The 26991-nt window shown below is 60.4% G+C and carries 25 protein-coding genes; 17 read left to right on the forward strand and 8 right to left on the reverse strand.

Features of this window, described 5'->3' with window-relative positions; all coding sequences use genetic code 11:
* Positions 1-90 precede the first annotated feature (90 nt).
* From sucC to QK296_RS17630, 4 genes are all read left to right on the forward strand, one after another.
* Positions 91-1257, forward strand: coding sequence for an ADP-forming succinate--CoA ligase subunit beta (gene sucC / locus QK296_RS17615; protein ID WP_003190011.1), 1167 nt, complete (start codon positions 91-93; stop codon positions 1255-1257).
* Positions 1257-2138 carry a succinate--CoA ligase subunit alpha gene (gene sucD, locus QK296_RS17620; RefSeq protein WP_003190013.1) on the forward strand — a complete coding sequence of 294 codons (882 nt, stop codon included), beginning with the start codon at positions 1257-1259 and terminating at the stop codon, positions 2136-2138. The genes sucC and sucD overlap by 1 nt, the downstream gene beginning before the upstream one ends.
* A gap of 428 nt (positions 2139-2566) precedes the next feature.
* Positions 2567-3880 carry a branched-chain amino acid transport system II carrier protein gene (gene brnQ, locus QK296_RS17625; RefSeq protein ID WP_003190014.1) on the forward strand — a complete coding sequence of 438 codons (1314 nt, stop codon included), beginning with the start codon at positions 2567-2569 and terminating at the stop codon, positions 3878-3880.
* 257 nt (positions 3881-4137) lie between these two features.
* On the forward strand, positions 4138-4878 hold the full coding sequence (locus QK296_RS17630; RefSeq protein WP_137205078.1) for a DUF599 family protein: 741 nt from the start codon (positions 4138-4140) through the stop codon (positions 4876-4878).
* 84 nt (positions 4879-4962) lie between these two features.
* On the opposite strand, the gene QK296_RS17635 is transcribed toward QK296_RS17630, so the two are convergent.
* Complete coding sequence (locus QK296_RS17635) at positions 4963-5220, reverse strand: hypothetical protein (protein ID WP_003190018.1); 258 nt, start codon at positions 5218-5220, stop codon at positions 4963-4965.
* 157 nt (positions 5221-5377) lie between these two features.
* Here QK296_RS17635 and QK296_RS17640 point away from each other — a divergent pair, with 157 nt between their 5' ends.
* The 4 genes from QK296_RS17640 to QK296_RS17655 all read left to right on the forward strand — a co-directional run bounded on the left by QK296_RS17640 (position 5378) and on the right by QK296_RS17655 (position 9212).
* Complete coding sequence (locus QK296_RS17640) at positions 5378-5854, forward strand: PaaI family thioesterase (RefSeq protein ID WP_003190020.1); 477 nt, start codon at positions 5378-5380, stop codon at positions 5852-5854.
* Complete coding sequence (locus QK296_RS17645) at positions 5851-6303, forward strand: PaaI family thioesterase (RefSeq protein ID WP_137205077.1); 453 nt, start codon at positions 5851-5853, stop codon at positions 6301-6303. The genes QK296_RS17640 and QK296_RS17645 overlap by 4 nt, the downstream gene beginning before the upstream one ends.
* An 89-nt stretch (positions 6304-6392) precedes the next feature.
* Complete coding sequence (gene htpG, locus QK296_RS17650; protein WP_003190023.1) at positions 6393-8297, forward strand: molecular chaperone HtpG; 1905 nt, start codon at positions 6393-6395, stop codon at positions 8295-8297.
* Positions 8298-8483: 186 nt separating this feature from the next.
* The gene (locus QK296_RS17655; RefSeq protein WP_169855555.1) at positions 8484-9212 is read left to right on the forward strand and encodes a dienelactone hydrolase family protein; all 729 of its coding nucleotides are present in this window, start codon (positions 8484-8486) and stop codon (positions 9210-9212) included.
* A gap of 99 nt (positions 9213-9311) precedes the next feature.
* On the opposite strand, the gene QK296_RS17660 is transcribed toward QK296_RS17655, so the two are convergent.
* The gene (locus QK296_RS17660) at positions 9312-10178 is read right to left on the reverse strand and encodes a pirin family protein (protein WP_282391130.1); all 867 of its coding nucleotides are present in this window, start codon (positions 10176-10178) and stop codon (positions 9312-9314) included.
* Between the two features lie 63 nt (positions 10179-10241).
* Positions 10242-10658 (reverse strand): OsmC family protein, encoded by a 417-nt coding sequence (locus QK296_RS17665; protein ID WP_003190027.1) that lies wholly within the window; start codon positions 10656-10658, stop codon positions 10242-10244.
* 138 nt (positions 10659-10796) lie between these two features.
* Here QK296_RS17665 and QK296_RS17670 point away from each other — a divergent pair, with 138 nt between their 5' ends.
* Together QK296_RS17670 and QK296_RS17675 are read left to right on the forward strand one after the other, a co-directional pair.
* Positions 10797-11819, forward strand: coding sequence for an amidohydrolase family protein (locus tag QK296_RS17670; RefSeq protein ID WP_169912228.1), 1023 nt, complete (start codon positions 10797-10799; stop codon positions 11817-11819).
* 96 nt (positions 11820-11915) lie between these two features.
* Complete coding sequence (locus QK296_RS17675; RefSeq protein WP_282391131.1) at positions 11916-13541, forward strand: methyl-accepting chemotaxis protein; 1626 nt, start codon at positions 11916-11918, stop codon at positions 13539-13541.
* Positions 13542-13715: 174 nt separating this feature from the next.
* Here the strand turns inward: QK296_RS17675 and fabB are convergent, their stop codons facing one another.
* The 5 genes from fabB to QK296_RS17700 all read right to left on the reverse strand — a co-directional run bounded on the left by fabB (position 13716) and on the right by QK296_RS17700 (position 20662).
* Complete coding sequence (fabB, locus tag QK296_RS17680; RefSeq protein ID WP_003190033.1) at positions 13716-14936, reverse strand: beta-ketoacyl-ACP synthase I; 1221 nt, start codon at positions 14934-14936, stop codon at positions 13716-13718.
* An 11-nt stretch (positions 14937-14947) separates the two neighbouring features.
* Positions 14948-15463: a 3-hydroxyacyl-[acyl-carrier-protein] dehydratase FabA gene (gene fabA / locus QK296_RS17685; protein WP_003190035.1), complete on the reverse strand. Its 516-nt coding sequence runs from the start codon at positions 15461-15463 to the stop codon at positions 14948-14950.
* A 249-nt stretch (positions 15464-15712) separates the two neighbouring features.
* Complete coding sequence (locus QK296_RS17690; RefSeq protein ID WP_094775003.1) at positions 15713-17614, reverse strand: ATP-binding protein; 1902 nt, start codon at positions 17612-17614, stop codon at positions 15713-15715.
* Entirely contained in the window at positions 17611-18540 is a 930-nt protein-coding gene (locus QK296_RS17695; RefSeq protein WP_120247735.1) for an ABC transporter substrate binding protein, read from the reverse strand. Before QK296_RS17695 ends, QK296_RS17690 begins: the two co-directional genes overlap by 4 nt.
* A gap of 1 nt (position 18541) precedes the next feature.
* Positions 18542-20662: a TonB-dependent receptor gene (locus tag QK296_RS17700; RefSeq protein WP_144401865.1), complete on the reverse strand. Its 2121-nt coding sequence runs from the start codon at positions 20660-20662 to the stop codon at positions 18542-18544.
* Between the two features lie 195 nt (positions 20663-20857).
* On the opposite strand from QK296_RS17700, the gene QK296_RS17705 reads away from it, so the two are divergent.
* From QK296_RS17705 to QK296_RS17735, 7 genes are all read left to right on the forward strand, one after another.
* Positions 20858-21883 carry an NAD(P)H-dependent glycerol-3-phosphate dehydrogenase gene (locus QK296_RS17705; protein ID WP_003190045.1) on the forward strand — a complete coding sequence of 342 codons (1026 nt, stop codon included), beginning with the start codon at positions 20858-20860 and terminating at the stop codon, positions 21881-21883.
* A gap of 10 nt (positions 21884-21893) precedes the next feature.
* The gene (locus tag QK296_RS17710; RefSeq protein ID WP_003190047.1) at positions 21894-22241 is read left to right on the forward strand and encodes a DUF4389 domain-containing protein; all 348 of its coding nucleotides are present in this window, start codon (positions 21894-21896) and stop codon (positions 22239-22241) included.
* Positions 22238-22687: a phosphohistidine phosphatase SixA gene (gene sixA, locus QK296_RS17715; protein ID WP_169912224.1), complete on the forward strand. Its 450-nt coding sequence runs from the start codon at positions 22238-22240 to the stop codon at positions 22685-22687. The genes QK296_RS17710 and sixA overlap by 4 nt, the downstream gene beginning before the upstream one ends.
* Before the next feature lie 378 nt (positions 22688-23065).
* On the forward strand, positions 23066-24715 hold the full coding sequence (locus tag QK296_RS17720; RefSeq protein ID WP_282391132.1) for an AMP-binding protein: 1650 nt from the start codon (positions 23066-23068) through the stop codon (positions 24713-24715).
* 30 nt (positions 24716-24745) lie between these two features.
* Positions 24746-25189 (forward strand): hotdog fold thioesterase, encoded by a 444-nt coding sequence (locus QK296_RS17725; RefSeq protein ID WP_014717751.1) that lies wholly within the window; start codon positions 24746-24748, stop codon positions 25187-25189.
* 97 nt (positions 25190-25286) lie between these two features.
* Positions 25287-26090: an alpha/beta hydrolase gene (locus QK296_RS17730; RefSeq protein WP_137205073.1), complete on the forward strand. Its 804-nt coding sequence runs from the start codon at positions 25287-25289 to the stop codon at positions 26088-26090.
* Complete coding sequence (locus QK296_RS17735) at positions 26087-26941, forward strand: alpha/beta hydrolase (RefSeq protein WP_034135192.1); 855 nt, start codon at positions 26087-26089, stop codon at positions 26939-26941. Before QK296_RS17730 ends, QK296_RS17735 begins: the two co-directional genes overlap by 4 nt.
* The last annotated feature ends 50 nt before the right edge of the window (positions 26942-26991 follow it).

Raw genomic sequence — 26991 nt, forward strand, 5'->3', positions numbered from 1 at the left:
CAAGTTGCGCAAGCAGCAGTCACAGGTGGCGCGGCACTCATAATGAGCGCAGCGCCGAATGCGCAGTACCTAACGAAGACGGTAAAAAGCATGAATCTTCACGAGTATCAGGGTAAGCAGCTGTTCGCTGAATACGGCCTGCCAGTTTCCAAGGGCTACGCAGTAGACACCCCGGAAGCAGCAGCAGAAGCTTGCGACAAAATCGGCGGCAGCGAGTGGGTTGTCAAAGCCCAGGTCCACGCCGGTGGTCGCGGTAAAGCGGGCGGCGTCAAGCTGGTTCGCAGCAAAGAAGACGCCAAGGCCTTCGCACAGCAGTGGCTGGGCAAGCGTCTGGTGACTTACCAGACTGATGCCAATGGCCAACCAGTCACCAAGATCCTGGTTGAATCGTGCACTGATATCGCTAAAGAGCTGTACCTGGGCGCTGTCGTTGACCGTTCGAGCCGTCGCATCGTGTTCATGGCTTCCACCGAAGGTGGCGTGGACATCGAGAAAATCGCTCACGAAACCCCAGAAAAAATTCTGAAGGCCACTATCGATCCACTGGTTGGCGCACAGCCATTCCAGGGTCGCGAGCTGGCTTTCCAGCTGGGCCTGGAAGGCAAGCAAGTTGCCCAGTTCGCCAAAATCTTCGTTGGTCTGGCCAAACTGTTCCAGGATCACGATCTGGCCCTGCTGGAAGTGAACCCGCTGGTGATCAAGGCTGACGGCGATCTGCACTGCCTCGACGCCAAGATCAACATCGACGCCAACGCCATGTACCGTCAGCCTAAGCTGAAGACTTTCCACGATCCGTCGCAAGACGATCCGCGCGAAGCGCACGCTGCCAAGTTCGAACTGAACTATGTAGCCCTGGAAGGTAACATCGGCTGCATGGTCAACGGTGCTGGCCTGGCCATGGGTACCATGGACATCGTCAACCTGCATGGCGGCAAGCCAGCCAACTTCCTCGACGTAGGGGGTGGCGCTACCAAGGAACGCGTTACCGAAGCGTTCAAGATCATCCTGTCCGACTCCAACGTCGCTGCAGTACTGGTCAACATCTTCGGCGGCATCGTTCGTTGCGACATGATTGCCGAAGGCATCATCGGTGCAGTGAAAGAAGTCGGCGTTAAAATCCCGGTTGTTGTTCGCCTCGAAGGTAACAACGCTGAACTGGGCGCTAAAGTACTGGCAGAAAGCGGTTTGAACATCATCGCGGCTACCAGCCTGACCGACGCTGCTCAACAAGTTGTCAAAGCTGCGGAGGGCAAGTAATGAGCGTCCTGATCAATAAAGACACCAAAGTTATCTGCCAGGGTATTACCGGTTCGCAAGGTAGTTTCCACACCCAGCAAGCCATCGAGTACGGCACCCAGATGGTTGGCGGCGTAACTCCTGGCAAAGGCGGCACCGAGCACCTGGGCCTGCCCGTGTTCAACACCGTGAAAGAAGCCGTAGAAGCCACTGGCGCCACCGCCAGCGTGATCTACGTTCCAGCTCCTTTCTGCAAGGACTCGATCCTGGAAGCAGCATTCGGCGGCATCAAGCTGATCGTCTGCATCACCGAAGGCATTCCTACCCTGGACATGCTGGACGCTAAAGTTAAGTGCGACGAGCTGGGCGTAGTCCTGATCGGCCCTAACTGCCCAGGCGTGATCACTCCAGGCGAATGCAAGATCGGCATCATGCCAGGTCACATTCACTTGCCAGGTAAAGTCGGTATCGTTTCCCGTTCCGGCACCCTGACCTACGAAGCTGTGAAGCAGACCACTGACGCCGGTTTCGGTCAGTCGACTTGCGTCGGCATCGGCGGTGACCCGATCCCAGGCTCCAACTTCATCGACATCCTGAAGCTGTTCCAGGAAGACCCGAAGACCGAAGCGATCGTAATGATCGGTGAGATCGGCGGTTCGGCTGAAGAAGAAGCGGCTGCCTACATCAAGGCCCACGTGACCAAGCCGGTTGTTTCCTACATCGCTGGTGTGACTGCCCCTGCGGGCAAGCGCATGGGCCATGCTGGCGCAATCATCTCTGGCGGCAAAGGCACTGCAGACGAGAAATTCGCTGCACTGCAAGACGCAGGCGTTAAAACCGTGCGTTCGCTGGCAGACATCGGCAAGGCCCTGGCTGAGCTGACTGGTTGGGCTGTCAAGTAAGCCTCGCGCTTAGCTGACGCTTCACCCCACAAAGGCCACCTTCGGGTGGCCTTTGTGCATTCTGGGTATACGCAGATTTGGGGATGTACTCGGTTCAATGTGGGAGCTGGCTTGCCTGCGATGCAGACACCTCGGTGCATCAGCCAAACCGAGTCGATGCTATCGCAGGCAAGCCAGCTCCCACAGGGTTGTGTGTTGCCCAATTAAGTATGAAAACGCGACATTGAAATGTCGCTTATCGGACAGTCCGCCCCGCAACAGTGCGTTTGTCAGGCTAATTCTGTACTCTAGCCGCCTCTTTATGCGTCCGCGTCCCAAAAGGATGCTGCGCGCTAGACCGGTCGGTCCCCACAAGGGCCGGCAGCATTTCCCTCATCCATAGGGAAGCCCTCTCTAAATTCCGATTCAGTAGTGTGGTATTTCCTCAAATGAAAGTGTTGAAAAGCCAGGATATCCTGGCGCTGGGCTTTATGACCTTTGCCCTGTTCGTGGGCGCTGGCAACATCATCTTCCCGCCTATCGTTGGTTTGCAGTCCGGGCCGCATGTGTGGATGGCGGCGCTGGGCTTTCTGATCACCGCAGTCGGTCTGCCGGTGGTCACCGTGATCGCCCTGGCCAAGGTCGGTGGTGGCATGGATGCGCTGAGCAGCCCGATTGGCAAGATCGCCGGTGGCCTGTTGGCGGCAGCGGCCTACCTGGCCGTGGGCCCGCTGTTTGCGACCCCGCGCACCGCAACCGTGTCGTTTGAAGTGGGCTTGGCGCCCTTGACCGGTGAAAGCCCGTTGGCGCTGTTCCTCTACAGTTCGGTGTATTTCTTGGTGGTGTTCTTTGTCTCCCTGTACCCAGGTCGATTGCTGGACACCGTGGGCCGTTTCCTGGCGCCGCTGAAAATCATCGCCCTGGCCATTCTCGGCATCGCTGCGTTTGCATTGCCTGCGGGTGAGGTAGGGGTTGCCACGCCGGAATACGTTGCCGCGCCATTCTCCCAAGGCTTTATCAATGGTTACCTGACCATGGATACCCTGGGCGCGCTGGTGTTCGGCATTGTGATCGTCAACGCGATCCGCTCCCGTGGCGTCGAGTCGCCCAAGCTGATCACCCGCTACGCGATCATTGCCGGGCTGATTGCCGGTGTGGGCCTGGCGCTGGTGTACGTCAGCCTGTTCCGCCTGGGTTCGGGCAGCCATGCTGTCGCTGCGGGTGCCAGCAATGGCGCGGCAGTACTGCACGCCTACGTGCAATACACGTTCGGCTCCCTGGGCAGTGGTTTCCTCGCCGTGCTGATTTCCCTGGCATGCCTGGTGACTGCCGTGGGCCTGACCTGCGCCTGCGCCGAATACTTCAGCAAGATCCTACCGCTGTCCTACAAGACCCTGGTGGTGATCCTGGCGCTGTTCTCGCTGTTTGTGTCCAACCTGGGCCTGACCAAACTGATTGCCTTCTCGATCCCGGTGCTGACCGCGATCTACCCGCCGTGCATCGTGTTGGTGGCCCTGAGCTTCTGCAAAGGGTTCTGGCAGGAACAGGGCCGTATTGTCGGCCCGGTGATGCTGGTGTCGTTCATCTTTGGCTGCATCGACGCACTCAAGGGCGCGGGCCTGGCGGGTTGGATGCCTACGCAACTGGTAAACCTGCCGTTGAGCGAACAAGGCTTGGCGTGGCTGGTGCCGTCGGTGATGACGCTGGTGGTGGCCGTGGTGATTGACCGTATGCTGGGCAAGCGCAGCGAAGCTATCGCGTAACACGCGGTTCGTGCTGTGCTGAAATGCCCCGTATCAAACGATACGGGGCATTTTTTTTGAGTCGATGGCAGTGTCTTTTTTTTGGGGATGGCGTCAAAAATCTCAAGTTGAAAACACTGGTCGGTGTGGGAGCTGGCTTGCCTGCGATGGCGGCACATCGGTTGTGCGCGGTGGTGACTGCAAAGACGCTATCGCAGGCAAGCCAGCTCCCACATTTGGACCGTGTCGGCCCTATCATCCTGTGTACAAGGACCCGCATGTCGTTCGTTGAAGCCAATTGGATCCACCTGCTTGCCGCGCTCTGGTTTGTCATCTGCTGGGGCGGCTACACCCGTTACGCATCGTGGAAAGCCCGGGACACGGCGTGCCTGGCCAGCGTGTTGCACCTGTACCGTGAAGACTGGATGCGCCGCATGCTGCTGCGCGACAACCGTATCGCCGACGCCAGTGTGATCGGTAACCTGGAGCGCAATGCCTCCTTCTTCGCCTCCAGCACTTTGATCATCCTCGCCGGTATTCTCACGGTGCTGGGGGCTTCGGAACGCGCAGTGTCATTGCTGGCGGACATTCCCATGGTGCAGCAGGCATCCCAGGGTATGTCGGAGATCAAATTGCTGTGCCTGGCATTGGTGTTCGTCTACGCCTTTTTTACCTTCAGCTGGTGCATGCGCCAGTACAACTTCGCGGCGGTACTGGTGGGCTCGGCGCCTATGATCGGTGAACGGCACGTGTCGGAGCAGGAGCGCAAGGCGTTTGCTTTGCGGGCGGCGCGAGTGATTTCGATGGCGGCCAACCAGTTCAACTTTGGCCTGCGCGCCTATTACTTCGGCATGACCATGCTGGCCTGGTTTGTCAGCCCCTGGTTGTTCATGTTGATGAGTAGCGGGGTGGTGCTGGTGCTGTACCGCCGCGAGTTCCATTCCGATGTATTGCAGGTGATGGTGTATACCCCGACCGATATGCCAGCAGTCGAGGCTGCAAAAGAGGGTGCATCGTAGCGCTGGCAGTAAATCGCAGACAAAGAAAAGCCCGCTTAGTCAGCGGGCTTTCTTTTTGCTGCAATACAGCTTTAAACCCAGCGATTACTGCTTGGCAGGTTCTGCTGGTGCGGCAGGTGCAGCTTCTTTTGCAGCAGCTTCGTTCGATTCGGCTTGAGCTTTGGCAGCTTCGGCGTTTTCTTTCGCAGCGTCGTTCACTTTATCCTGTGCTTTAGCCATATCTTGCTGAGCTTGCTCAGAATGTGCAGCAGCGTCTTGGGCTTTGTCTTCGGATTTCTTGTCGCAGGCAGCCAGACCGAGAGCAGCGGCCAGCATCATGGAAATAGCTAATGTCTTACGCATGGGGTGTTTCTCCTTATTGAAGATATCTACTGGCCTTTCGAACCCAAGGGGCCAGCATTAGTTCCTTATGTCCCACAGATATATAGCATGTTTCGTACAGGAACTTTACCCAGCCATTCCCATCCGCCGAATTCACACTAATAAGAGTCTAAAAACAATGACCGAAAACCCGTTGTTAGAGCGTGCCACGCGCTTTGTTTCGGCCCTGCGCCATTGCCAGGTGCTGGGGGTGAGTGTTCATCAAGCCAGCGAGGAGGGCATGACCCTCGTACTGCCGTATGGGCCGCATATCGTCGGTGACCCCCTGAGCGGGGTGATCCATGGCGGCGCGCTCACCTCGTTGATGGACACCGCCTGTGGCATGGCGACCTTGTGCGTACTGCCCGAGTTCGAAGTGTGCCCCACCCTGGACCTGCGCATCGACTACATGCATCCCGCCGAACCCCATAAGCCGGTGTATGGCTTCGCGCAATGCTACCGGGTGACCACCGACGTGATCTTCACCCGTGGCGTCGCCTATCAGGATGACCCGCAACAACCTATTGCCCATGTGGTGGGCACGTTCATGCGCATGGGCAAGCGCCTCAAAGGCACCCAAGGCTTGGGCACGGTCATCAAGGGAGAGCAGGCATGACGCATCGGTTCAAGACCCGTCTGGAGCAAGCCCACGATCGTGGCAACTATGACGCGCTGCTCGAGTTGGTGCCCTATGCCAGGCTGATCGGCATCGAATGCACCCGTCTGGGGGATGAGTTGCTGTTTCGCCTGCCGGCCAACAAGGACAATATTGGTAACCCCATATTGCCAGCGTTGCATGGCGGGGTGATCGCCGGCTTCATGGAGTTGGCAGCCGCCCTGCATCTGATGGTGTTTACGGGCGCTCCGGGCCTGCCGAAAATCATCGACTTCTCCCTGGATTACCTGCGCGCCGGCCAGTTTCGTGACACCTATGCCAAGTGCCAGGTATGGCGCCAGGGCCGGCGCGTGGCCAACGTTGCGATTACCGCCTGGCAGAGCACTGCGGCCGAACCGATTGCCACCGCCCGGGCACATTTCAAGATTGAGGAATTGGCCCACCCTTGAAATCCTGGCCTGAGCCCCCAACTTTGATGACAACCCGCCGCCAACCCTTTCGGGCGCGGCCACTGCCATCCAATTGGAGTTTGATGACCATGAGTGTGGAAACTCAAAAGGAAACCCTGGGCTTCCAGACCGAGGTGAAGCAACTGCTGCACCTCATGATCCATTCGCTGTATTCCAACAAGGAAATTTTCCTTCGCGAATTGATCTCGAACGCCTCTGACGCTGTCGACAAATTACGTTTCGAAGCCCTGTCCAAGCCTGAGTTGCTGGAAGGCGGCGCGGAACTGAAGATCCGTGTGAGCTACGACAAAGACGCCAAAACCGTCACCCTCGAAGACAACGGTATCGGCATGAGCCGTGACGATGCGATCACCCACCTGGGGACCATCGCCAAATCCGGCACTGCAGATTTCATGAAGAACCTGTCGGGCGACCAGAAAAAAGACTCTCACCTGATCGGCCAATTCGGCGTGGGCTTCTATTCGGCCTTCATCGTCGCCGACAAGGTTGAAGTCTTCAGCCGCCGCGCCGGCCTCGACGCCAGCGAAGGCGTGCACTGGGCCTCCAAGGGCGAAGGCGAATTCGAAATCGCCACGATCGACAAGGCTGACCGCGGCACGCGCATCGTGCTGCACCTGAAAGCCGGTGAAGACGAATTCGCCGATGGCTGGCGCCTGCGCAACATCATCAAGAAGTACTCCGACCACATCGCGTTGCCGATCGAGTTGCCCAAGGAACAGACCGTTGCCGAAGGCGAAGAAGCCCCGGCGGCGGAGTGGGAAACCGTCAACCGCGCCAGCGCCCTGTGGACCCGTCCGCGTACCGAGATCAAGGACGAGGAATACCAGGAGTTCTACAAGCACATCGGGCACGATTACGAGAACCCGCTGAGCTGGAGCCACAACAAGGTTGAAGGCAAGCTCGAATACAGCTCGCTGCTCTACGTCCCGGCCCGTGCTCCGTTCGACCTGTACCAGCGTGAAGCGCCAAAAGGCCTGAAGCTCTACGTACAGCGCGTGTTCGTGATGGACCAGGCGGAATCCTTCCTGCCGCTGTACCTGCGCTTTATCAAAGGTGTGGTCGACTCCAACGACCTGTCGCTGAACGTGTCGCGGGAAATACTGCAGAAAGACCCGATTATCGACTCCATGAAGTCGGCGCTGACCAAGCGCGTGCTCGACATGCTGGAAAAGCTGGCGAAGAACGAGCCTGAGCAATACAAGAGCTTCTGGAAAAACTTCGGCCAGGTCATGAAAGAAGGCCCGGCAGAAGATTTTGCCAACAAGGAAAAGATTGCCGGTTTGCTGCGTTTTGCCTCGACTCAAGGCGAAGATGGCGAGCAGGTTGTGTCCCTGGCTGATTACCTGGCACGTGCCAAGGAAGGTCAGGACAAGATCTACTACCTGACCGGCGAAACCTACGCTCAGGTCAAGAACAGCCCGCACCTGGAAGTGTTCCGCAAGAAAGGCATCGAAGTGCTGCTGCTGACCGACCGTATCGATGAGTGGCTGATGAGCTACCTCACCGAGTTCGACGGCAAAACCTTCGTCGACGTGGCCCGTGGTGACCTGGACCTGGGTAACCTGGACTCCGAAGAAGAGAAGAAAGAAGCCGAAGAAGTCGCCAAGTCTAAAGAGGGCCTGGTTGAGCGCATCAAGGCTTCCCTGGGCGAAGCGGTGAGTGAAGTGCGGGTTTCCCACCGCCTGACCGACTCTCCTGCGATCCTGGCCATCGGCGAGCAGGACCTGGGCATGCAGATGCGCCAGATCCTGGAAGCCAGCGGCCAGAAAGTGCCGGATTCCAAGCCGATCTTCGAATTCAACCCGTCTCACCCGCTGATCGAGAAACTCGATGGCGAGCAGAGCGAAGAGCGGTTTGGTGACCTGTCGCACATCCTCTTCGACCAGGCCGCCCTGGCAGCCGGCGACAGCTTGAAGGACCCGGCCGCGTATGTGCGCCGACTGAACAAGCTGTTGGTTGAATTGTCGGTTTAACACCGTTGTAGAAAAACCCGCTTCGGCGGGTTTTTTCGTTCTGGCTCTACTGTAGGAGCGAGCTTGCTCGCGAAAAACGTGAGATCACCGCGTTCATTCAGCATTTGCGCGTTATCGTTGACGTTCTTCGCGAGCAAGCTCGCTCCTACAGGGAGCATCGTCAATCCATCTGAATTGGGGAAAATGATGAGCCAAGTCACTGTACGTTCCGTGGTCTATCAGATTGATGGCCAGTCTTATGAAAGCCGTCTGGCGTTCGATGCCAGCCACAAAGGCCCGCTTCCGGGCTTGCTGATGGCGCCGAACTGGATGGGCGTGAGTGCGGGGGCCGAAGAGATCGCCAAGGCCGTTGCCGGCAAAGGCTACGTGGTGTTGATTGCCGACCTCTACGGGCAAAACGTACGTCCTTCAAATGGCGATGAAGCGGGCGCGGCGATGATGCCGTTGAAGAATGATCGCCCGTTGCTGAACAAGCGCATGCAAGCAGCGTTAGAGCAACTGCAAGGCCAGACTGAGGCAGCAGTGGACACCTCGAAACTGGCCACCTTCGGCTTCTGCTTTGGCGGTTGCTGCTCCCTGGAGCTGGCCCGTACCGGCGCGCCGCTGAAGGCTGCCGTGTCGTTCCATGGCACCCTGGATACACCGAACCCGGCGGATGCGAAGAACATCAAGGGGTCAGTGCTGGTGCTGCATGGCGCCTCGGACCCGTTGGTGCCCAAAGAGCAACTGCCGGCGTTCGAAGATGAAATGAACGCGGCGGGTGTGGATTGGCAGTTGCTGAGCTACGGCGGTGCGGTGCATTCCTTCACCGACCCCCATGCCAATGTGCCAGGCAAGATGATGTACGACGCCAAGACCGCTGCGCGGGCTTTCCAGTCGATGCATAACTTGTTGGATGAAGTGTTCAAGGGCTGATTTCTCAGCGCCTGATCGGACGCCATCGCAGGCAAGCCAGCTCCTACATTCTAAAATGTGTATACCCATCAAATGTTGGAGCTGGCTTGCCTGCGATAGCTATTTCACCGGCAACTCGATTCTTTCTGACTCCCCCGGCACAGTGGGCCAATCCCCAACCGCCCAACGCTGTCTCGCCTGCTCGATCACCGCCGGATCACTCGCCACAAAATTCCAGTTGATCCGCCGTGGCCCATCCAGCGGCGCCCCGCCAAATACCATCAGGTGGCAATCACTCTCGGCATACAGGGTCATCTCCTGCCCAGTCGGCAATACCACCAAGCTGTTGACCTCCAGGGCTTCACCGTCCAACTGCACCTCGCCCTCCAGCACATACACCGCACGTTCCTCATGTTCATCAGGAATCAACAGGGTGGTGGCGGTTTGCATCTGTACCTCGGCATACAGCGTCGGCGACAGTACCGGCACCGGCGACCTGAGGCAAAAACCATCACCGGCGATCAAACGCACCTGCACGCCGAGGTTATCGCTTATCGGCAAGCTCGCCGCTGGGTGATGGCTGTAGTGTCCCGGCCCGGTCTCGTGGTCCTTGGGCGAGGCCAGCCATACCTGCAGGCCATGCAGGCTGAAACCCCTGGCCTTGACCGCTTCCGGTGTGCGCTCGACGTGGGCAATCGCACTGCCGGCGGTCATCCAGCTGACATCGCCGGCTTGCACCACCTGGTCCGAGCCGAGGCTGTCCTTATGCTGCAAGGCGCCTTCAAACAGGTAGGTGAGGGTGGACAGGCCGATGTGCGGATGCTGGCGGATATTCATGCCGGTACCCGGCGCGTAGCGGGTCGCCAGCATATGGTCGAAAAACACAAAGGGCCCGACGCTGCGGCATTCACGCGAGGGCAGGGGGCGCAGGATGGGCTGGCCTTCTACATCTTCGGGGCGAGGGCGGATCACGGTGAGGGTGGTCATGGGCATCCCAGTCTGAGCGGGTTGGATGCAACCAAGCATAACCCGCTCGATGGGAAGTTGGGGCTATTGGCTGAAGGCGCCTTCCGACAGTTTCGTTTCGATGGTGACTTCGGCAGTGGTCATCAGCTTGTGTACCGGGCACTTATCGGCGACGCGGTGCAGTTCATCGCGCTGGGCATCGGTGAGTACGCCCTTGAGGGTCAGCTTGACGTTGAGCTTGTATTTACCCTTCTGCTCCTCGGTGCTGTCATGGGTGACCTCCACGGTCACGCCGGTCAGCGGGATATCTTTTTTCTGCGCGTAGAGCCTTACGGTCAAGGCTTTGCACGACGCCAGCGCAGCATCGAAATAATCGTGGGGGGAGGGGGCCGAATCGTCACCGCCCAGGCTCTTGGGCAGGTCGGTAAACAGCTCGTGATTATTGATATTCACGCTGTGACGGAAGTTTTCAGCGTTCAGCGTATTAACGGTAACAGGCATGGCAAACCTCGTAAGGGGCAGGATGAAGGTCATGCAGTTATAGAGCATGCTGGCACTCCAGTGTTCCGGTTTTTTCCGTGCTGAACCCTGAAGGTTGGCGCAAGGTCTACCCGTATCAACCCTTATTGAGGTTTTACCGTGTCTGGAGCCCGCCTGAGTCTTGCCTTGTTGCTCGCCGCCAGCAGCCTTGCCGCGCAGGCCCGTGACTATGCCTACAGCGACGCGCACCTGCATTACGTGGATTTTTTTCAGGAAACCGCCGGCATGGACAAGCTGCTCAAGGCCATGGCGGACAACCGCGTAGAGCACGTCATGATTTCCGGGATCCCCGTGGCCAAGAAATGGCACGAAGACGAACCCAAGCGCCCGCGCTACTACGCCGGTGACGACGCCGATGCCTATTGGTACAGCGCCACGGATGTGATCGTCGCGGCGGCGGTCAATAAACTTACCCCCGAGCAACGCCAGCACTTTCATCCGTTCCTGGCCGGTTTCAATCCCAACGACAAGAACTCTGCGGCCCATATCCAGCGCATGCTCGACCTCAACCCAGGGCTGTGGCAGGGCATTGGGGAAGTGTTCACCCGTCATGATGACCTTACCGCCCTGACCTCCGGCGACACGCCGCGTGCCAATAACGAAGCCATGACGCGCATCTACCACCTGGCGGCCGAAAACGACCTGCCGGTGATGCTGCACTCCAACATCACCTCCAAGCGTGAGCGCAACCCGCTGTACCTGGCGGAAGTCGAGCAGCCGTTACGCAACCACCCGCACACGCGTTTTATCTGGGCCCATGCGGGTACCAGCAAGGAAATCCACCGTCATCAGGTGCAAATGGATTTTTTGCTGCCCACCTTGAATCGTCTGCTTGAGGCGTATCCCAACCTGTATATCGACTTGTCCTGGAGCATGCTCACGCCGTATCTGCTGGATGAGGCGGGTAAACCTCGGCCTGAGTGGGTAAAGCTGGTGGAGCGCTTCCCGGATCGTTTCATGCTCGGCTCCGACGTGGTGGGGCGCTTCAATAAGCTGGGCAAGGAAATGCGCCGTTTCGATCCTTTCCTCGATGCCTTGCCTGAAGACGTTGCCCACAAGGTCGCGCGCGACAATTTCCTGGCCATCCTGCCCAAGCCGCCTCGCGATGGCGACGCGCGTTGATATCGCGTTTTGGTCTTATGCCAATGCCCTGAGGTGCCGATAACGTCCAAGAGACCCGCTGCAGGTGGATGCAGTACTTTTGGAAGGAACCCTGGCATGAATATCCGCAGTTTGAATATCGCCCCTCGCGCCGGCCTGGGCTTTGGTGTGCTGGCGTTGATGGTGTTCGTCTTGGGCGGCTTTGCCCTGTTGCAGATGGCCAACATGCGCCAGCAGTCGGACCAGGTGGAGACCAACTGGCTGCCCAGCGTGATGGCGGTAGGGGAGATGAACCAGGATGTGTTGCGTATTCGGGCGCTGACGTTGCGCTTGCTGGTCAACCGCGACCCCCAGGCGGTGGCGCAGAACGAGCAGAAAATCGCCGAGATCAAAACCGATTTGCACCACGCTGAAGGCGTGTACGAGGCGTTGATCGTCTTGCCGCAGGAGCGCGTACTGTTTGATCGCTTCAAGGTCGAGGAGCAACAGTACCTGCAACGCCAGGAGCAGGTGGTGGGCCTATCCAAGGCCAATCGGCTGGAGGAGGCCATTGCGGTGGTCAATGGCGAAATGAATCAGATGGCCGACCAAATGGCTGTCACCCTGCGTGAGCTGGTCAATCTGAACAAGTCCAGCGCCAACGAGGCCGCCCGGCTGGCACAGCAGGTGTTCAGCCAGTCGCGGGTCTGGGTGATGGTCATGATTGGCGTCACAGCGTTGATCACGATCGGCCTGGCGGTGTGGCTGACGCGCAGCATCGTGCTACCACTGGCGCAGTCGTTGAAAGTAGCCCAAGGCGTTGCCAGCGGCGATTTAACTGGCGAGATCAAGCTCAGTGGCAGCGACGAGCCGGCGCGCTTGCAGCAGGCGCTCAAGCGCATGCAGGAGAGCCTGCGCGACACTATCCGGCGAATATCGGAATCGTCGAACCAATTGGCGTCGGCTTCCGAAGAGCTCAGTTGCGTCACTGAGGATGCGACCCGCGGTTTGCACCAGCAGAACCAGGAAATCGAACAGGCGGCCACGGCGGTCAATCAGATGACGGTGGCGGTGGAGGAGGTGGCGAGCAATGCCGTGGCCACTTCCCAGGCGTCTCGCGAATCCGACCGCATTGCCCAGCAAGGGCGTGAACAGGTGCAGCAGACGGTGGTGTCGATTGAAGCCCTCGCGACCGATGTGACCGCCAATGTGACCCAGGTCGAAGCGCTGGCGCAAAAGGTCTATGGCATCAGCACAGTGCTGGATGTGATTCGCTCGATTGCCGAACAAACCAACTTGCTGGCGCTGAACGCGGCGATTGAAGCGGCGCGAGCGGGAGATGCCGGGCGCGGGTTTGCGGTGGTGGCCGATGAGGTGCGGGCCTTGGCCCATCGCACGCAACAGTCGACCCAGGAAATCGAACAGATGATCAGCGGCATTCAGCAGGGCACCGACCAGGCTGTCAGCTCGATGCAGCAGAGCAACACGCGGGCGCGGTCCACGTTGGACATCGCCAAATCGGCGGGCATGGCCCTGGAAGAGATTGCCTCGGCATTCACCTTGATCAACGAACGCAACCTGGTGATTGCCAGTGCCTCGGAGGAGCAGGCGGCGGTGGCGCGGGAGGTGGATCGTAACCTGATGAATATCCGCGACCTGGCGCACCAGACATCGACCGGGGCCAACCAGACCAGTGCAGCGAGCCAGGAGTTGTCGCGGTTGGCGGTGGATTTGAATTCGATGGTGGCGCGGTTTTCGGTGTAGGGCGGGGAACCGGGTTGGCCCATTCGCAGGCAAGCCAGCTCCCACATTTGACTGTATTCACAATTCAAAGGTGGGAGCTGGCTTGCCTGCGATGAAGGCGACGCGGTTTCAAATCAAAGCACAAAAAAAGCCCCGAACCAGTCGGGGCTTTTTCATGTGATCAACCTGCGGGGCTTACTTGCCCTGCCAGCGCTTCAGTACCAGGGTGGCATTGGTGCCACCGAAGCCAAAGCTGTTGCTCATCACGGTGTCGATCTTGGCGTTTTCAACGGTCTTGGTCAGGATCGGCATATCGGCCACAACCGGATCAATTTCGTCGATGTTGGCCGAGCCGGCCATGAAGTTGCCTTCCATCATCAGCAGGCAGTAGATCGCTTCGTGAACGCCAGCGGCGCCCAGGGAGTGACCCGACAGGCTCTTGGTGGAGCTGATCTTCGGAGCCTTGTCGCCGAATACCGCGCGCACGCCTTCCATTTCCTTGGCATCGCCGACCGGGGTCGAGGTGCCGTGGGTGTTGAGGTAGTCGATTGGGGTGTCGACGGTGGACATTGCCATCTGCATGCAGCGGATGGCGCCTTCACCGCTTGGCGCAACCATGTCGTAGCCGTCGGACGTCGCGCCGTAGCCAACGATTTCCGCGTAGATCTTGGCGCCACGGGCCAGGGCGTGTTCCAGCTCCTCGACCACCACCATGCCGCCACCGCCGGCGATGACGAAACCGTCACGCTTGGCGTCGTAAGCGCGGGAAGCTTTTTCTGGGGTTTCGTTGTACTGGGTGGACAATGCACCCATGGCGTCGAACAGGAACGACTGGCTCCAATGCTCTTCTTCACCGCCGCCGGCAAATACGATGTCCTGCTTGCCCAGTTGGATCTGCTCAACGGCAGTCCCGATGCAGTGGGCGCTGGTGGCGCATGCGGAGGAGATCGAGTAGTTCACGCCCTTGATCTGGAATGGCGTAGCCAGGCAAGCGGAAACGGTGCTGCCCATGGTCCGCGTGACACGGTACGGGCCGACGCGCTTCACGCCTTTTTCGCGCAGGATGTCCAGCGCTTCCATCTGGTTGAGGGTCGATGCGCCGCCGGAGCCGGCGATCAGGCCGGTGCGTACGTTCGAAACCTGGTCTTCGCTCAGGCCGGAGTCGGCGATCGCGTCTTTCATGGCCAGGTAGGCGTAGGCGGCAGCATGGCCGACGAAGCGATAGATCTTGCGATCGATCAGTTCTTCGAGGGGCAGGTCAATGGAGCCGGAAACCTGGCTACGCAGACCCATTTCGGCATATTCCGGGTTGAAGCGGATGCCAGGGCGACTTGCACGCAGGTTAGCGGTGACGGTCTCTTTGTCATTGCCCAGGCAAGAAACGATGCCCAGACCAGTGATAACGACGCGGCGCATGCGGATAACCCTTAAAAGTTGTCAGTGGAAGTGAATACGCCGACCCGAAGGCCTTCGGCAGTATAGATCTCGCGACCGTCGACAGTCACCGAACCGTCGGCGATGGCCAGGTTCAGCTTGCCCTTGAGGACGCGCTTGATTTGAATGTTGTAGGTGACTTTCTTGGCGCTCGGCAGTACCTGGCCAAAGAACTTCACTTCGCCCGAACCCAGGGCGCGACCGCGGCCCGGCAGGCCTTGCCAGCCCAGGTAGAAACCGACCAGCTGCCACATGGCATCAAGACCCAGGCAGCCTGGCATCACAGGGTCGCCTTCGAAGTGGCACGCGAAGAACCACAGGTCAGGGGTGATATCCAGCTCGGCGACCAATTCACCTTTGCCGTACTTGCCACCCTCTTCGCTGATATGGGTGATGCGATCCACCATCAGCATGTTCGGGGCGGGCAGTTGCGCGTTACCTGGGCCGAACAGCTCACCGCGACTGCAGCGCAGCAGGTCTTCCCGAGTAAAGGCGTTTTGTTTGGTCATGCGAGCTCCTCAATAATCCCATGCGGCAGGGTAGGGCAAATCTTCCCGAACCGAATGAAGCGTTCATGCCTCATAGCGGCAGCCTACACATAGACTATTGCGTTGTAGTGAAAGTCACAGCGGCAAGGCACTGAATGTACACTTGTTCACTGAAATTTTAAACCGGGCCTGTTTATCGGCCCGTTCGGGTGCCTAAGACTGCCGCACTTTCGTCTTTCACGCCAGTCGCAGTTGGCTGATGGCGCGGCGCTACTGCACCCAACGCTGTAGGATTTGCTGCAAATCCGTGCGTTTGAACGGCTTGGCCAGGTAATCGTTCATTCCGGCTGCCAGGCACGCTTCGCGGTCGCCCTGCAAGGCGTTGGCCGTCAAGGCGATGATCGGCAGGTCGGCGCAGCCGGGCAGTTGGCGAATCTGCCGCGTGGCTTCGTAGCCATCGATCAAGGGCAGGCGGCAATCCATCAGGATGGCGGTGAAAATCAGGCTCTCGGCGCTGCGGATCGCCTCGGCGCCGTCCGTGGCCAGGCTGACTTCATAGCCCAGGCTGCGCAGCATCGCTTCGACCACGGTGCGGTTGACCGGGTTGTCTTCCACCAGCAGCACGTGGCGCCCGTCGCCGGCGCTGGCTTTGCCGAGTGCGTCAGGAGCGGCCACCGGCACATGCTGCTGGTCGATGGCCAGCGGAATTTCTAGGGTGAACACCGAGCCTCGATCCTCTTCGCTCTGGGCGCGCAAGGTACCTCCCATGCGCTCGGCCAGGGTGCGCGCAATCGGCAGGCCCAGGCCTGTTCCACCGTAACGCCTGGAAATCGAACTGTCGGCTTGCTGGAATGCATCGAACATCAATTCCAGGCGTTCAGCGGAAATGCCAATGCCGCTATCGCGCACGGTGCAGGTGAACCACACCAACTCATGGTCCAGGGTTTGCCAGTGGGGCTCGACGGTCACGCTGCCTCGTTCGGTAAATTTCAGTGCGTTGCCGATCAGGTTCACCAGGATCTGGCGGATCCGTGTCGGGTCGCCGCGCACCCGCAGGGCTTCCAGGCCCATGGGGATGGGCAACTCCAGGCTCAGCCCGCGCTGCTGGGCACTGTGCTGGAACGCCTGGGCGCAGCTGTTGATCAGGTCCGCCAGGTTGAACGGAATATGTTCCAGTTCCAGTGCGGCGCGTTCAATGCGTGAGAAGTCGAGGATGTCATTGATCACCTTGAGCAAGTGCTCGGTAGACTCCGAAGCCAGCGCCGCATACTCGGTCTGCTCCTCGGTCATCTCGGTGGTTTCCAGCAGTTGCAGCATGCCCAGCACGCCATTCATGGGCGTGCGCAGTTCATGGCTCATCATCGCCAGGAAATCCGACTTGGCGTTGTTCGCCCGTTCGGCTTCTTCACGGGTCTGGATCAACTGGGCCATGGCTTGTTGCTGTTCGCGACTGGCCTGGTGAAGGCCCTCCGCCAGGTTGTTGATATGCCGCGAGAGGTCGCCCAGTTCCGAGTCATCGACGATGGGCAGTGGCGTCTTGTAATCGCCTTGCTGGATGGCCTTGACCGCATGCCCCATGGCGCTGATCGGCTTTGACAGGCTCGCCGACAAGCGCCGCGCCAGCAGGAAGGTAAACAGCAGGGCGAACAACGCCAGGATCCCGGCCTTGAACAGGATCTCCTGCTGGCGCTGGCTGAACGCATCATTGGACATGCCCACGATCACCCGCCCCAGGTAGTCCGCGCGGGGGGCCTTGGGTTCGTTGAGGTTGTCCTGGAAAAAGTCATTGTTGAGCTGGATGTGTTGCAGGCGGATCGGTGCCTGGAACACTTTCACTGACAGCGAGCGATCATGTCGCTCGGACGGCTGCTCCACGTACACCAGGATGTTCTCGGCGCTGTCCTGGATCTCGAGGAAGCGTACATGGGGCGTGGCCAGGGTTGCACGCAGCAGGGATTCAAGCACGTCGTTGTTGCCGGAAATCACGCCGTACTCAGTGGCGGGCGCCAGCTGGTTGGCGATCAATTGACCGGTGTGGTCCAGTTCCTGGCGCAAATCCTGGATGCGCACAAAGGTGAAGAAGGTGATGAGCAGCAGGGTCAACAGCAGCGCGGGGCCCAGGGTGATGAGCTGGGTGCGGGTGTTGATATCCCAACGACGACGCAAGGTCATGGACGTTGTTCTCCTTCGGCCAAGCGGGCGGCAACGGCGACTTCATCGACCTGTTCGATGCCCAGTGAGCGTGCGACTTGCGGGTTGCCCACGACTTTGAAGTGTTCAGGGTAGAGCGTGTGCGGCCAATTGGCCGGCGGCTGGTCCAGCAGGTGGCCCAGCACGGCGAGCCAGTCGGCCTGATCGCTGTAGGTGCTGGCCAGGCTGCCGGCCCGCACAAACCCGGCGTTGGGCCCCACCAACGGCAGTTGTTGGGCGTAACTGCTCAGCAACAGGTTTTTTACGGTCTTGGGGTTGTACAGGTTCGGGTCGTCCAGGCCCAGTAACACGTCGCTGTTCTTGAACAGGTTTTGCAGCGGGCGGCTGTCACTGGTGTTGTCCCAGAGCTGGGGCACGATTTGCAGGCCGATGGGCTTGGCGGCCTGCATCAGTTCGCGCAGCAGGAACTCACTGCCGGCATCGTAAAGCACGCCAACGCGCTGGGCCTGGGGCAGGATATGGGCGATCAGGCGCAACTGACGCTCCAGCGGCGGGTCGCTCCAGAGCAGGCTGATTTTCGCCGGGTGCGTGCTGCCCAGGCGTTGCCGGGCCTGGAGGCGGCTGATGCGCAGCACCAGAGTGGGCGGCCCCTGGGCATCCTGCAGGCGCCAGTCGAGGCCGGGCAGGTCGAGGAGGATCAAACGGGTGCTGGCAGGCAAGTCCCTGGGCGCCGGCAACTCGTTGAGGGGGGTAAAGCTGACCTGGTCGTTGGGGCGCTGTTGGGCAAGGGCCTGGGTAAAGGCGCGCACACCGGCACCGTCCTCGGCGGCCGTGAGCAGGATGCTGGCACTCCAGGCCGGCGCTGCCAGCAGCAGGCACGCCAGCAGCAGGCCGCGACGCCACAATCGTGAAAGCAGGAAGCGTGTCATCCGTGACTGATCGGCCATGTCAGAAGTCCAGCTCGGCGCTGAAGTAGAGAACGTGGCGATGGTCGTAGTTGTTGTCCGCCCAGGTGGTGGGCTGGTTGTCCAGGCGTTGTTGCAACATGCCCGCCAGCTCCACATTGGTTTTGCCTACGGCGATGCGTTTGGCCACCCGCAGGTCGACCCGCTGGAAGCGATATTGGTTGAGTGCGTCGTCGCCATAGTAGAACAAGGCGCTGGACCACCCCTGGCCCCATTCACGCAGCCAACCGGCCGAGCCGCTGTTACGCGCGGTTTGCGCTTTGTCCAGCGGGTTGCTGGAGGTGGCGTCTACATAAGCATAGGTCAGGCGCAGGCGGTCGGCGTTACTCACGCGCCAGTCGAACTGTGACTCGGCACCGGTGAAGCGCGAGCTGTTGGCGTTACTGGCGATGTACTGGTTGTTGCGCAGCGGCGAGCTGATCATGTCGGTGATTTCGTCATAGAACAGCTTCACGTCGACATTCAGCCCCAGCTCGGCAAAGAAGCCGTTGTAGCCCAGCTCGCGTGAGCGCATCAACTCTTTGTCGAGGTTGCCGGGGCCGCGCGTCACGACAAAATATTGCCCGGCGTTTTGCCCGTAGGTCGGGGAGCTGAGATTGGTGACACGGTAGCTCCAGTTGACGTTGTTCTCGAACATGTCGGGCGAGCGGATCGCCTCGGAGTAAACCGCGCGCAAGCCGTGGCGGGGGTTGATCAGGTAATTGACCGCCACACGTGGGGTCAGCGAGTTGCCGCTCAGGTGGGTGTCTTCGTACATGGCGCCACCTTGTAGCAGCCAGTGCTCGCTGGCGCGCCATTCCAAGTGCCCGAACAGGCGCCAGGTGGTGTCGTCCAGGGTGCCATTGAAGTAGGTCTCGGAATCGGCGCGGTCGTAGCGGTAATTCACGCCGCTGACCAGGCGCAGGCTGTCGGAGAGGCTGAGCGTGTCCTGGATCTCCAGGTCGTAGCGGCTTTCACGGGTGCTCTGGTCGATATCGCCGCATACGCTCTGGTTGGCGCCGTTGCGCCACTGGTCCAGCACCTGGTTGGCCAAGGCCTGTTCGGCGGCGTTACCTGGTGGGGCGGAGCCTTGGCTGTAAGTGTCCATGTGCCGCGCCAGCAATTCGGCATAGTTGGGGTTGAGCTGCCATAGCTGGGTCAATTCAGGGCTGAACGAGACCTTGGCGTCACAGGCTTTCCAGATTTGCTTGCGGTCCCATTGCTGTGCCGAGCCCTGGATATACAGGCTGTGATCGGGGTTGAAGTCAAAGTTCCAGCGCAGGGAGCCCGCGTAGTCTTTGGCGGTGACGTCGGAATTGCTGCCGCCTTCGGTAATCCCGGCAAACACTGGGGTGTAGGTGTATGGGCGTTGGTTGGTGCCTTCCTTGACGTTCAGTTGCCAGTCGAGGCTTTGTTGCGCGTTCAAGGTCTGGCTCACCGCCAGGCTGAAACGGTTGAGACGACGCCCGTCACGGCGGTCGGCGCCGGCCGCGTCGCTGTCAAAACCATCGTCCTGTTGCCCGGACAGGGACAAGCGCAAATCGCCGGTCTCCCAGCCCACACCCTGGCTGGCATAGAAGTCATTGATGCCACGCTCGCCACGGATGACCTTTACCCGCGAGCCGTGGCTGTTGGCCGGCGAGCGGGTGAGGATATTCACCACCGCCATCAGCGCATTGGCACCGTAGCTGACCGTGTTGGGGCCGCGAAACACCTCGATGCGCTCGATATCCTCCATGGCCACCGGGATATCGCTCCAATCCACCGTGGCCAGGCCGGCGCGGTAGACCGAGCGCCCATCGATCAGCACCTGCATGCGCCGTGCATCGCTGGCGCTGGTGCCGTGGTAATTCACTGAGGCCTGGTTACCGCTGGTGTAGCCGACCATCATCCCCGGGACCAGCCGCAGCAGTTCCGAAATGTCCCGGGCGCCGCTGGCCTTGATCAGCTCACTGTCGATCACCGTCATGCTGCCGGGCACGGCGGCGGCCGATTGCTTGAGGCGCGTGGCGGTCAAGACCTGCGGCAGCGGCTGGCTGTCGAGGAATAGATCGTCGGCTTGCGCGCAGGTAGCGCACGCCAGCATCAATAACAGTGATGAGCGAGGAGGGGGGCCTAGATACACGGCACGGCCTTGTTAATTGCGGATAGCCGCCCATGTTAACCGAGGCGCGGCTATTTGCCAGTCGTAGGACTTGCAATTACTTCGCACCTCCATGGCATTTTCCGACAACCCCGCGAATTGATACGGGGGCTGGCCGCAAGCCGGGCGCCCCGTATAATGCCGCCATCGCCACTGGTATGGATTAACGGATTGCATATGACTGAACAGCGCCCTATTGCGGTCCTGGGAGGCGGAAGTTTTGGTACCGCCGTGGCTAACCTGCTGGCCGAGAACGGCCACGCGGTGCGCCAGTGGATGCGCGACCCCGAGCAGGCCGAAGCCATTCGCGTGCATCGCGAAAACCCCCGTTACCTTAAAGGTATCAAGATTCATCCTGCCGTCGAGCCGGTGACCGACCTGCTGGAAACCCTCACGGCCTGCGACCTGTGCTTCGTCGCGCTGCCTTCCAGCGCCTTGCGCTCGGTATTGGCGCCCCACGCCGAACGCCTGGCCGGCAAACTGCTGGTCAGCCTGACCAAGGGCATCGAGGCCCACACCTTCAAGTTGATGAGTGAAATCCTCACCGAAATCGCCCCTCAGGCGCGCATTGGCGTGCTGTCCGGGCCGAACCTGGCGCGGGAAGTTGCCGAGCACGCATTGACCGCCACCGTGGTCGCCAGTGAAGACGAAGCCTTGTGCGAGCGCGTCCAGGCGGTGCTGCATGGCCGTACCTTCCGGGTCTACGCCAGCGGCGATCGCTTCGGCGTCGAATTGGGCGGGGCGTTGAAAAACGTCTACGCGATCATTGCCGGCATGGCCGTGGCCCTGGGCATGGGCGAAAACACCAAGAGCATGCTGATCACCCGGGCTCTGGCCGAAATGACGCGTTTTGCGGTGAACCAGGGGGCCAACCCCATGACCTTCCTCGGCCTGGCGGGCGTGGGTGACTTGATCGTCACCTGCTCATCGCCTAAAAGCCGCAACTATCAGGTCGGGTTTGCCTTGGGCCAAGGGCTGAGCCTGGACGAGGCGGTGACCCGTCTGGGCGAAGTGGCCGAAGGGGTCAACACCCTCAAGGTCTTGAAGGCCAAGGCCCAGGAAGTGGGCGTATATATGCCGCTGGTCGCCGGGCTGCACGCGATCCTGTTCGAAGGGCGCACCTTGAACCAGGTCATCGAGTTGCTGATGCGGGCCGAGCCCAAGACCGATGTCGACTTTATTTCCACCAGTGGTTTCAACTGAGGAACGCGTCATGAACGATCCCAAAGCTGCCCCTCCTTACGAGTCGATTGTCTTGCGCATCCTGTGGATGCTGGTGTTTGCGCTGGTATGGCAGGTGGCGCAATTCCTGCTCGGCGCGCTGGTGGTGGTGCAATTGATTTACCGGCTGATTTACGGCGCACCGAACCTGGGCCTGATGAATTTTGGCGACAGCCTCAGCCAGTTCCTGGCGCAGATCGGCCGCTTCGGCAGCTTCCACACCGAGCAAAAGCCCTGGCCGTTCGCCGATTGGCCAACCCCACGTGCGCCCGAAGGCGAAGCGGCCCACAGCGTACCGCCGGCACCGCACCCGGTGCGTGATGAAGAGCCGAAGCTATGAAGGTATGGATTCTGCGTCACGGTGAAGCTGAAGGGCACGCACCCACGGACGCCGAGCGCAACCTTACCGAGCATGGGCGTGCCGAAGTCTCGCGCAGTGCTGCGCACCTGATTGGCCAGCCCTTGGGCGCCATCATTGCCAGCCCTTATGTAAGGGCGCAACAGACGGCGCAGTTGGTGCGCGATGTGCTGGGGTTTCAGCCCGAAATCCGTACTGTGCCGTGGCTGACGCCCGATGGGGATGTTCAGCGAGTGCTGGAGAAACTCGACAGCGATGACGACGTGCTGTTGGTCAGCCACCAACCGCTGGTGGGCAGCCTGATCAGTTTTTTGCAGCATGGGCATCAGCGTCAGCCACAGCCGATGTACACGGCCAGCCTGGCGGAGCTTGAGGGTGATTTTCCGTTGGCGGGGTTGATGAGTCTGGTGGGTGTGAAGAATCCCTAGGCATCGTGCGACGCTGTGGCGAGGGCGCTTGCTCCCGCGACGGCCTGCCGCCGACGCCTATCTCGCTGACACCCCGCGATCCAACTGTGGGAGCTGGCTTGCCTGCGATGACGACCTGACAGGCGACACTGTTATACCGAGTACATATCCATTCCTGCGGTAACGGCCACTTAGAGTTCCGCCCTGACTTTTGGAAAAGGACCCGGAATTCCGGCCAGCGTGGTTCGACAGGGCGCCTGAGATCAAGATCAAGAGCAGATCAAGAGCGGCTCGCTTCGCATCGTGGTTAGCGACAAGCCATTTCCTTTACCTGTGCTATACCGTCAACCAAGCAAGTGCTTGGTCGGCTGTATCTCGGATCACAAAGGAGCGCGTCCCATGCCTGTCGCTTTTCGTTTGCCGTTGCAGGTCTTCTTCGAGCGTGAAGCGCGGCACCCGCGCAAAGTCTTCCTCGTTCAGCCCATCGGCGGCGGTGAGGTGCAGGCCCTCACCTGGGGCGATGTCGGCCACCAGGCCCGTTGCGCCGCGCACTGGCTGCGCGCGCGGGAGTTGCCCCAGGGTTCGCACATTGCCTTGATTTCAAAAAACTGCGCCCACTGGATCATCGCCGACCTGGCGATCTGGATGGCCGGGCATGTGTCGGTGCCGCTTTATCCCAACCTCACCGCTGAGTCCGTCGCCCATGTGCTGACCCACTCGCAGGCGCGATTGGCGTTGATCGGTAAACTCGATGACTGGCCGGCGATGGCGCCTGGCGTTCCTGAGGGGGTGCCGACTATCAGCCTGCCGCTGTGTCCGGAGGGGACTTTCGATTTCTGTTGGGCGGACCTGCAAGCCTGTTCACCGATCCAGGACAACCCGCTACCGGATGCCGCCAGCCTGGCCACTATTATCTACACCTCCGGTACTACTGGCCTGCCCAAGGGGGTGATGCACAGTTTCGGCGCCTTGGGGTTTGCTGCCACGCGCGGTACTGAGTTGTTCGGCCTGGGGGAGGGTGACCGGTTGCTGTCGTACCTGCCGCTGTGCCATGTGGCGGAGCGGATGTTTGTCGAAATGGCGTCGATCTATACCGGGCAAACCGTTTTTTTCGCCGAGAGCCTGGAGACCTTCCTCACCGATCTGCGCAGGGCGCGGCCGACGGCCTTGTTTGGCGTGCCGCGCATCTGGACCAAATTCCAACTGGGCGTCTACGCCAAAATCCCGGAAAAAAGGCTCGATATGCTGTTAAGCCTGCCTTTTATCGGCAAGCGCGTCGGCCATAAAGTCCTCGCCGGCCTGGGGCTGGATGCGTTGCGCATCGCCCTGTCCGGCGCGGCGCCGGTGCCCGAGGCGTTGCTGCGTTGGTATCAGCGCCTGGGCCTGGATGTGCTGGAGGTGTATGGCATGACCGAAAACTGCGGCTATTCCCATGTGTGTCGCCCTGGTGGGCAAAGGCTCGGTTGGATCGGCCAGTCCTGCCCAGGTGTGCAAGTGCGCATCGACCCGTCAGGCGAAGTGCAGGTACACAGTGGCGCGACCATGCTGGGCTATTTCAAGGACCCGCAGAAAACCGCGGATACGCTCACCGCAGATGGCTTCCTGCGCACGGGTGACAAGGGCGAGCAGGACGCTGACGGTCGTCTGCGCCTGACCGGGCGCCTCAAGGAGATCTTCAAGACCAGCAAAGGCAAATACGTGGCCCCGGCGCCGATTGAAAACCGCCTGGCCGAACATGCGCGTATTGAACAGGTGTGTGTGGTCGGCGAGGGGCTCAGCGCACCGATCGGGCTGTGCGTGTTGTCGGCGCCGGGCGAGGACCGCCACGCCCTGGGCAGTGGCCTTCAGCGTTGGCTGGCACAGGTGAATGCCGGCCTGGATAAGCATGAGCGCATGGGGCAACTGGTGGTGGTGAAAGATCACTGGGCAGTGGAAAACGGTTTTCTCACGCCGACCTTGAAGATCAAACGCAACGTGATCGAGTCGACGTACGGGCCACAATTGCAAGCATGGAGCGCGCGCGCCGAAACCGTTCTGTGGCAGGATTAGGGTCGTAATAAAACCAACAAGGACAACCGTATGAGCCTGTGGCGTACCCAACCGAATATCGAACACCTCAACGCGATCCAGAAAAACACCATCGGTGAAATGCTGGATATTCGTTTCGAAAGCTTCGACGACGAATCCCTTACCGCCAGTATGGTGGTCGACCACCGCACCCATCAGCCCTACGGCCTGCTGCACGGCGGCGCCTCGGTGGTGCTGGCCGAAAGTGTCGGCTCCATGGCCGCCTATTTGTGCATTGATGCAAGCAAGTTCTATTGCGTGGGCCTGGAGGTCAACGCCAACCATCTGCGCGGTGTGCGCAGCGGTCGGGTGACGGCGGTGGCCAAGGCTATCCATATCGGGCGCACTACCCAGGTGTGGGATATCCGCTTGAGCAGCGACGAGGGCAAGGCCAGTTGTGTCTCACGCTTGACCATGGCCGTGGTGCCGCTGGGTGAACAACCGCCGGCGCGATAGGCGTGGCGTGAGTGTCATCATTCCTGGCAGTTACAGTCATTGCTGTAGGGGCCGGGCATGGTGACAATCCCCCTCTGTTTTTGTTGATGGAACCTGTATGCCGCAGCATGTGTTTTTTACCCACGCCAATGGCTTCCCTTCGGCCACCTACGGCAAGCTGTTTGCCGCCCTGGCCCCGGAATATGCGGTGGCGCATCTGCCGCAGCACGGCCACGACCCCAGGTTCCCGGTGGATGATAACTGGCAGAACCTGGTGGACGAGCTGATCCACCATCTGGAGCAGCAGTCAGAGCCGGTATGGGGCGTGGGCCATTCCCTGGGCGGCGTGCTGCATTTGCACGCGGCCATGCGTTGCCCGCACCTGTACCGGGGCGTGGTGATGTTGGATTCGCCGGTGCTCACCCGCGCAGACCGCTGGGTGATCCGCGCTGCCAAGCGCTTTGGCTTTATCGACCGCCTCACCCCAGCCGGGCGCACGCTTGGCCGGCGCGAAGAATTCACCGACCTGGACACCGCGCGCAGCTACTTCGCCGGCAAGACCCTGTTCCGTGGCTTCGACCCCGATTGCTTTGACGCGTACCTGCAACATGGCCTGCAGCAAGTGGGCGACCGCCTGCGCCTGCGGTTCGACCCGGCCACCGAAATCAGCATCTATCGCGGCGTGCCGCACACCAGCCCGGGCCAGGTGCGCCAACTGAAGGTGCCGCTGGCCGTGGTGCGTGGCCGCCAGAGCCGGGTGGTGATGCGTCACCATGCCAGCGGCGTCGACCGCTTGCCCATGGGTGAAATGCTCACCATGCCCGGCGGCCATATGTTCCCCCTCGAACGCCCCCAGGACACCGCTGCCTTGATCAAGAACCTGTTCGCTCGCTGGCAAGCCCGTGAGCGCAATTGCGCATGAGCACGCCTGTCGAAGAGGTTCGCCTGAGCCTGCCGCATATCGAACTGGCCGCGCATCTGTTCGGGCCTGAGGACGGCCTGCCGGTGATTGCCCTGCATGGCTGGCTGGACAACGCCAACAGCTTTGCGCGCCTGGCGCCCAAGCTGCACGGCTTGCGCATCGTTGCCCTGGACATGGCCGGGCATGGGCATTCGGCGCACCGCCCGGCAGGCGCCGGTTATGCCTTGTGGGATTACGTCTACGACGTGCTGCAGGTGGCCGAGCAACTGGGCTGGAAACGTTTTGCATTACTTGGTCACTCCCTGGGCGCCATCGTCTCCCTGGTGTTGGCCGGGGCCTTGCCGGAGCGGGTGACGCACCTGGGCCTGATCGACGGTGTGATCCCGCCGACCGCCAGCGGCGAGAACGCGGCCGAGCGCCTGGGCATGGCCTTGCAGGCGCAATTGAGCCTGCAAGACAAGCGCAAGCCGGTCTACAACAGCCTTGATCGAGCGGTTGAGGCGCGGATGAAAGGCGTAGTGGCGGTCAGTCGTGAAGCGGCGCAGCTCCTGGCCCAGCGCGGTTTGATGCCGGTACCGGGCGGTTACACCTGGCGCAGCGATAGCCGCCTGACCCTGGCGTCGCCGATGCGCCTGACCGACGAACAAGCCATGGCCTTCGTGCGACGGGTAGGGTGCCCTACGCAGTTGGTGGTCGCGGCTGACGGCATGCTGGCGAAACATCCCGAATTGCTTTCTCAGCTACCCTTCACGGTTACCACGCTGCCAGGCGGCCATCATTTACACCTGAATGACGAGCCCGGCGCGGCTCTTGTTGCAGACTGTTTCAATCGGTTCTTCTCCACGCCTTGACTTGGCGGGGTCAACTGCCGAGGCTGGGCGGATTGAAAGGGAGTCAACCA

This window comes from Pseudomonas sp. AL10, assembly GCF_029960685.1.
Lineage (GTDB): Bacteria > Pseudomonadota > Gammaproteobacteria > Pseudomonadales > Pseudomonadaceae > Aquipseudomonas > Aquipseudomonas lactis.

Coding starts and splice junctions, on each gene's coding strand:
- sixA (WP_169912224.1), top strand. CDS start 22,238: ATGAAGGTATGGATTCTGCGTCACGGTGAAGCTGAAGGGCACGCACCC.
- QK296_RS17730 (WP_137205073.1), top strand. CDS start 25,287: ATGCCGCAGCATGTGTTTTTTACCCACGCCAATGGCTTCCCTTCGGCC.
- QK296_RS17655 (WP_169855555.1), top strand. CDS start 8,484: ATGAGCCAAGTCACTGTACGTTCCGTGGTCTATCAGATTGATGGCCAG.
- QK296_RS17725 (WP_014717751.1), top strand. CDS start 24,746: ATGAGCCTGTGGCGTACCCAACCGAATATCGAACACCTCAACGCGATC.
- QK296_RS17720 (WP_282391132.1), top strand. CDS start 23,066: ATGCCTGTCGCTTTTCGTTTGCCGTTGCAGGTCTTCTTCGAGCGTGAA.
- QK296_RS17660 (WP_282391130.1), bottom strand. CDS start 10,178: ATGACCACCCTCACCGTGATCCGCCCTCGCCCCGAAGATGTAGAAGGC.
- QK296_RS17705 (WP_003190045.1), top strand. CDS start 20,858: ATGACTGAACAGCGCCCTATTGCGGTCCTGGGAGGCGGAAGTTTTGGT.
- QK296_RS17710 (WP_003190047.1), top strand. CDS start 21,894: ATGAACGATCCCAAAGCTGCCCCTCCTTACGAGTCGATTGTCTTGCGC.
- sucC (WP_003190011.1), top strand. CDS start 91: ATGAATCTTCACGAGTATCAGGGTAAGCAGCTGTTCGCTGAATACGGC.
- QK296_RS17630 (WP_137205078.1), top strand. CDS start 4,138: ATGTCGTTCGTTGAAGCCAATTGGATCCACCTGCTTGCCGCGCTCTGG.
- QK296_RS17695 (WP_120247735.1), bottom strand. CDS start 18,540: ATGGCCGATCAGTCACGGATGACACGCTTCCTGCTTTCACGATTGTGG.
- QK296_RS17690 (WP_094775003.1), bottom strand. CDS start 17,614: ATGACCTTGCGTCGTCGTTGGGATATCAACACCCGCACCCAGCTCATC.
- fabA (WP_003190035.1), bottom strand. CDS start 15,463: ATGACCAAACAAAACGCCTTTACTCGGGAAGACCTGCTGCGCTGCAGT.
- QK296_RS17665 (WP_003190027.1), bottom strand. CDS start 10,658: ATGCCTGTTACCGTTAATACGCTGAACGCTGAAAACTTCCGTCACAGC.
- fabB (WP_003190033.1), bottom strand. CDS start 14,936: ATGCGCCGCGTCGTTATCACTGGTCTGGGCATCGTTTCTTGCCTGGGC.
- QK296_RS17735 (WP_034135192.1), top strand. CDS start 26,087: ATGAGCACGCCTGTCGAAGAGGTTCGCCTGAGCCTGCCGCATATCGAA.
- brnQ (WP_003190014.1), top strand. CDS start 2,567: ATGAAAGTGTTGAAAAGCCAGGATATCCTGGCGCTGGGCTTTATGACC.
- QK296_RS17640 (WP_003190020.1), top strand. CDS start 5,378: ATGACCGAAAACCCGTTGTTAGAGCGTGCCACGCGCTTTGTTTCGGCC.
- htpG (WP_003190023.1), top strand. CDS start 6,393: ATGAGTGTGGAAACTCAAAAGGAAACCCTGGGCTTCCAGACCGAGGTG.
- QK296_RS17645 (WP_137205077.1), top strand. CDS start 5,851: ATGACGCATCGGTTCAAGACCCGTCTGGAGCAAGCCCACGATCGTGGC.
- QK296_RS17635 (WP_003190018.1), bottom strand. CDS start 5,220: ATGCGTAAGACATTAGCTATTTCCATGATGCTGGCCGCTGCTCTCGGT.
- QK296_RS17675 (WP_282391131.1), top strand. CDS start 11,916: ATGAATATCCGCAGTTTGAATATCGCCCCTCGCGCCGGCCTGGGCTTT.
- sucD (WP_003190013.1), top strand. CDS start 1,257: ATGAGCGTCCTGATCAATAAAGACACCAAAGTTATCTGCCAGGGTATT.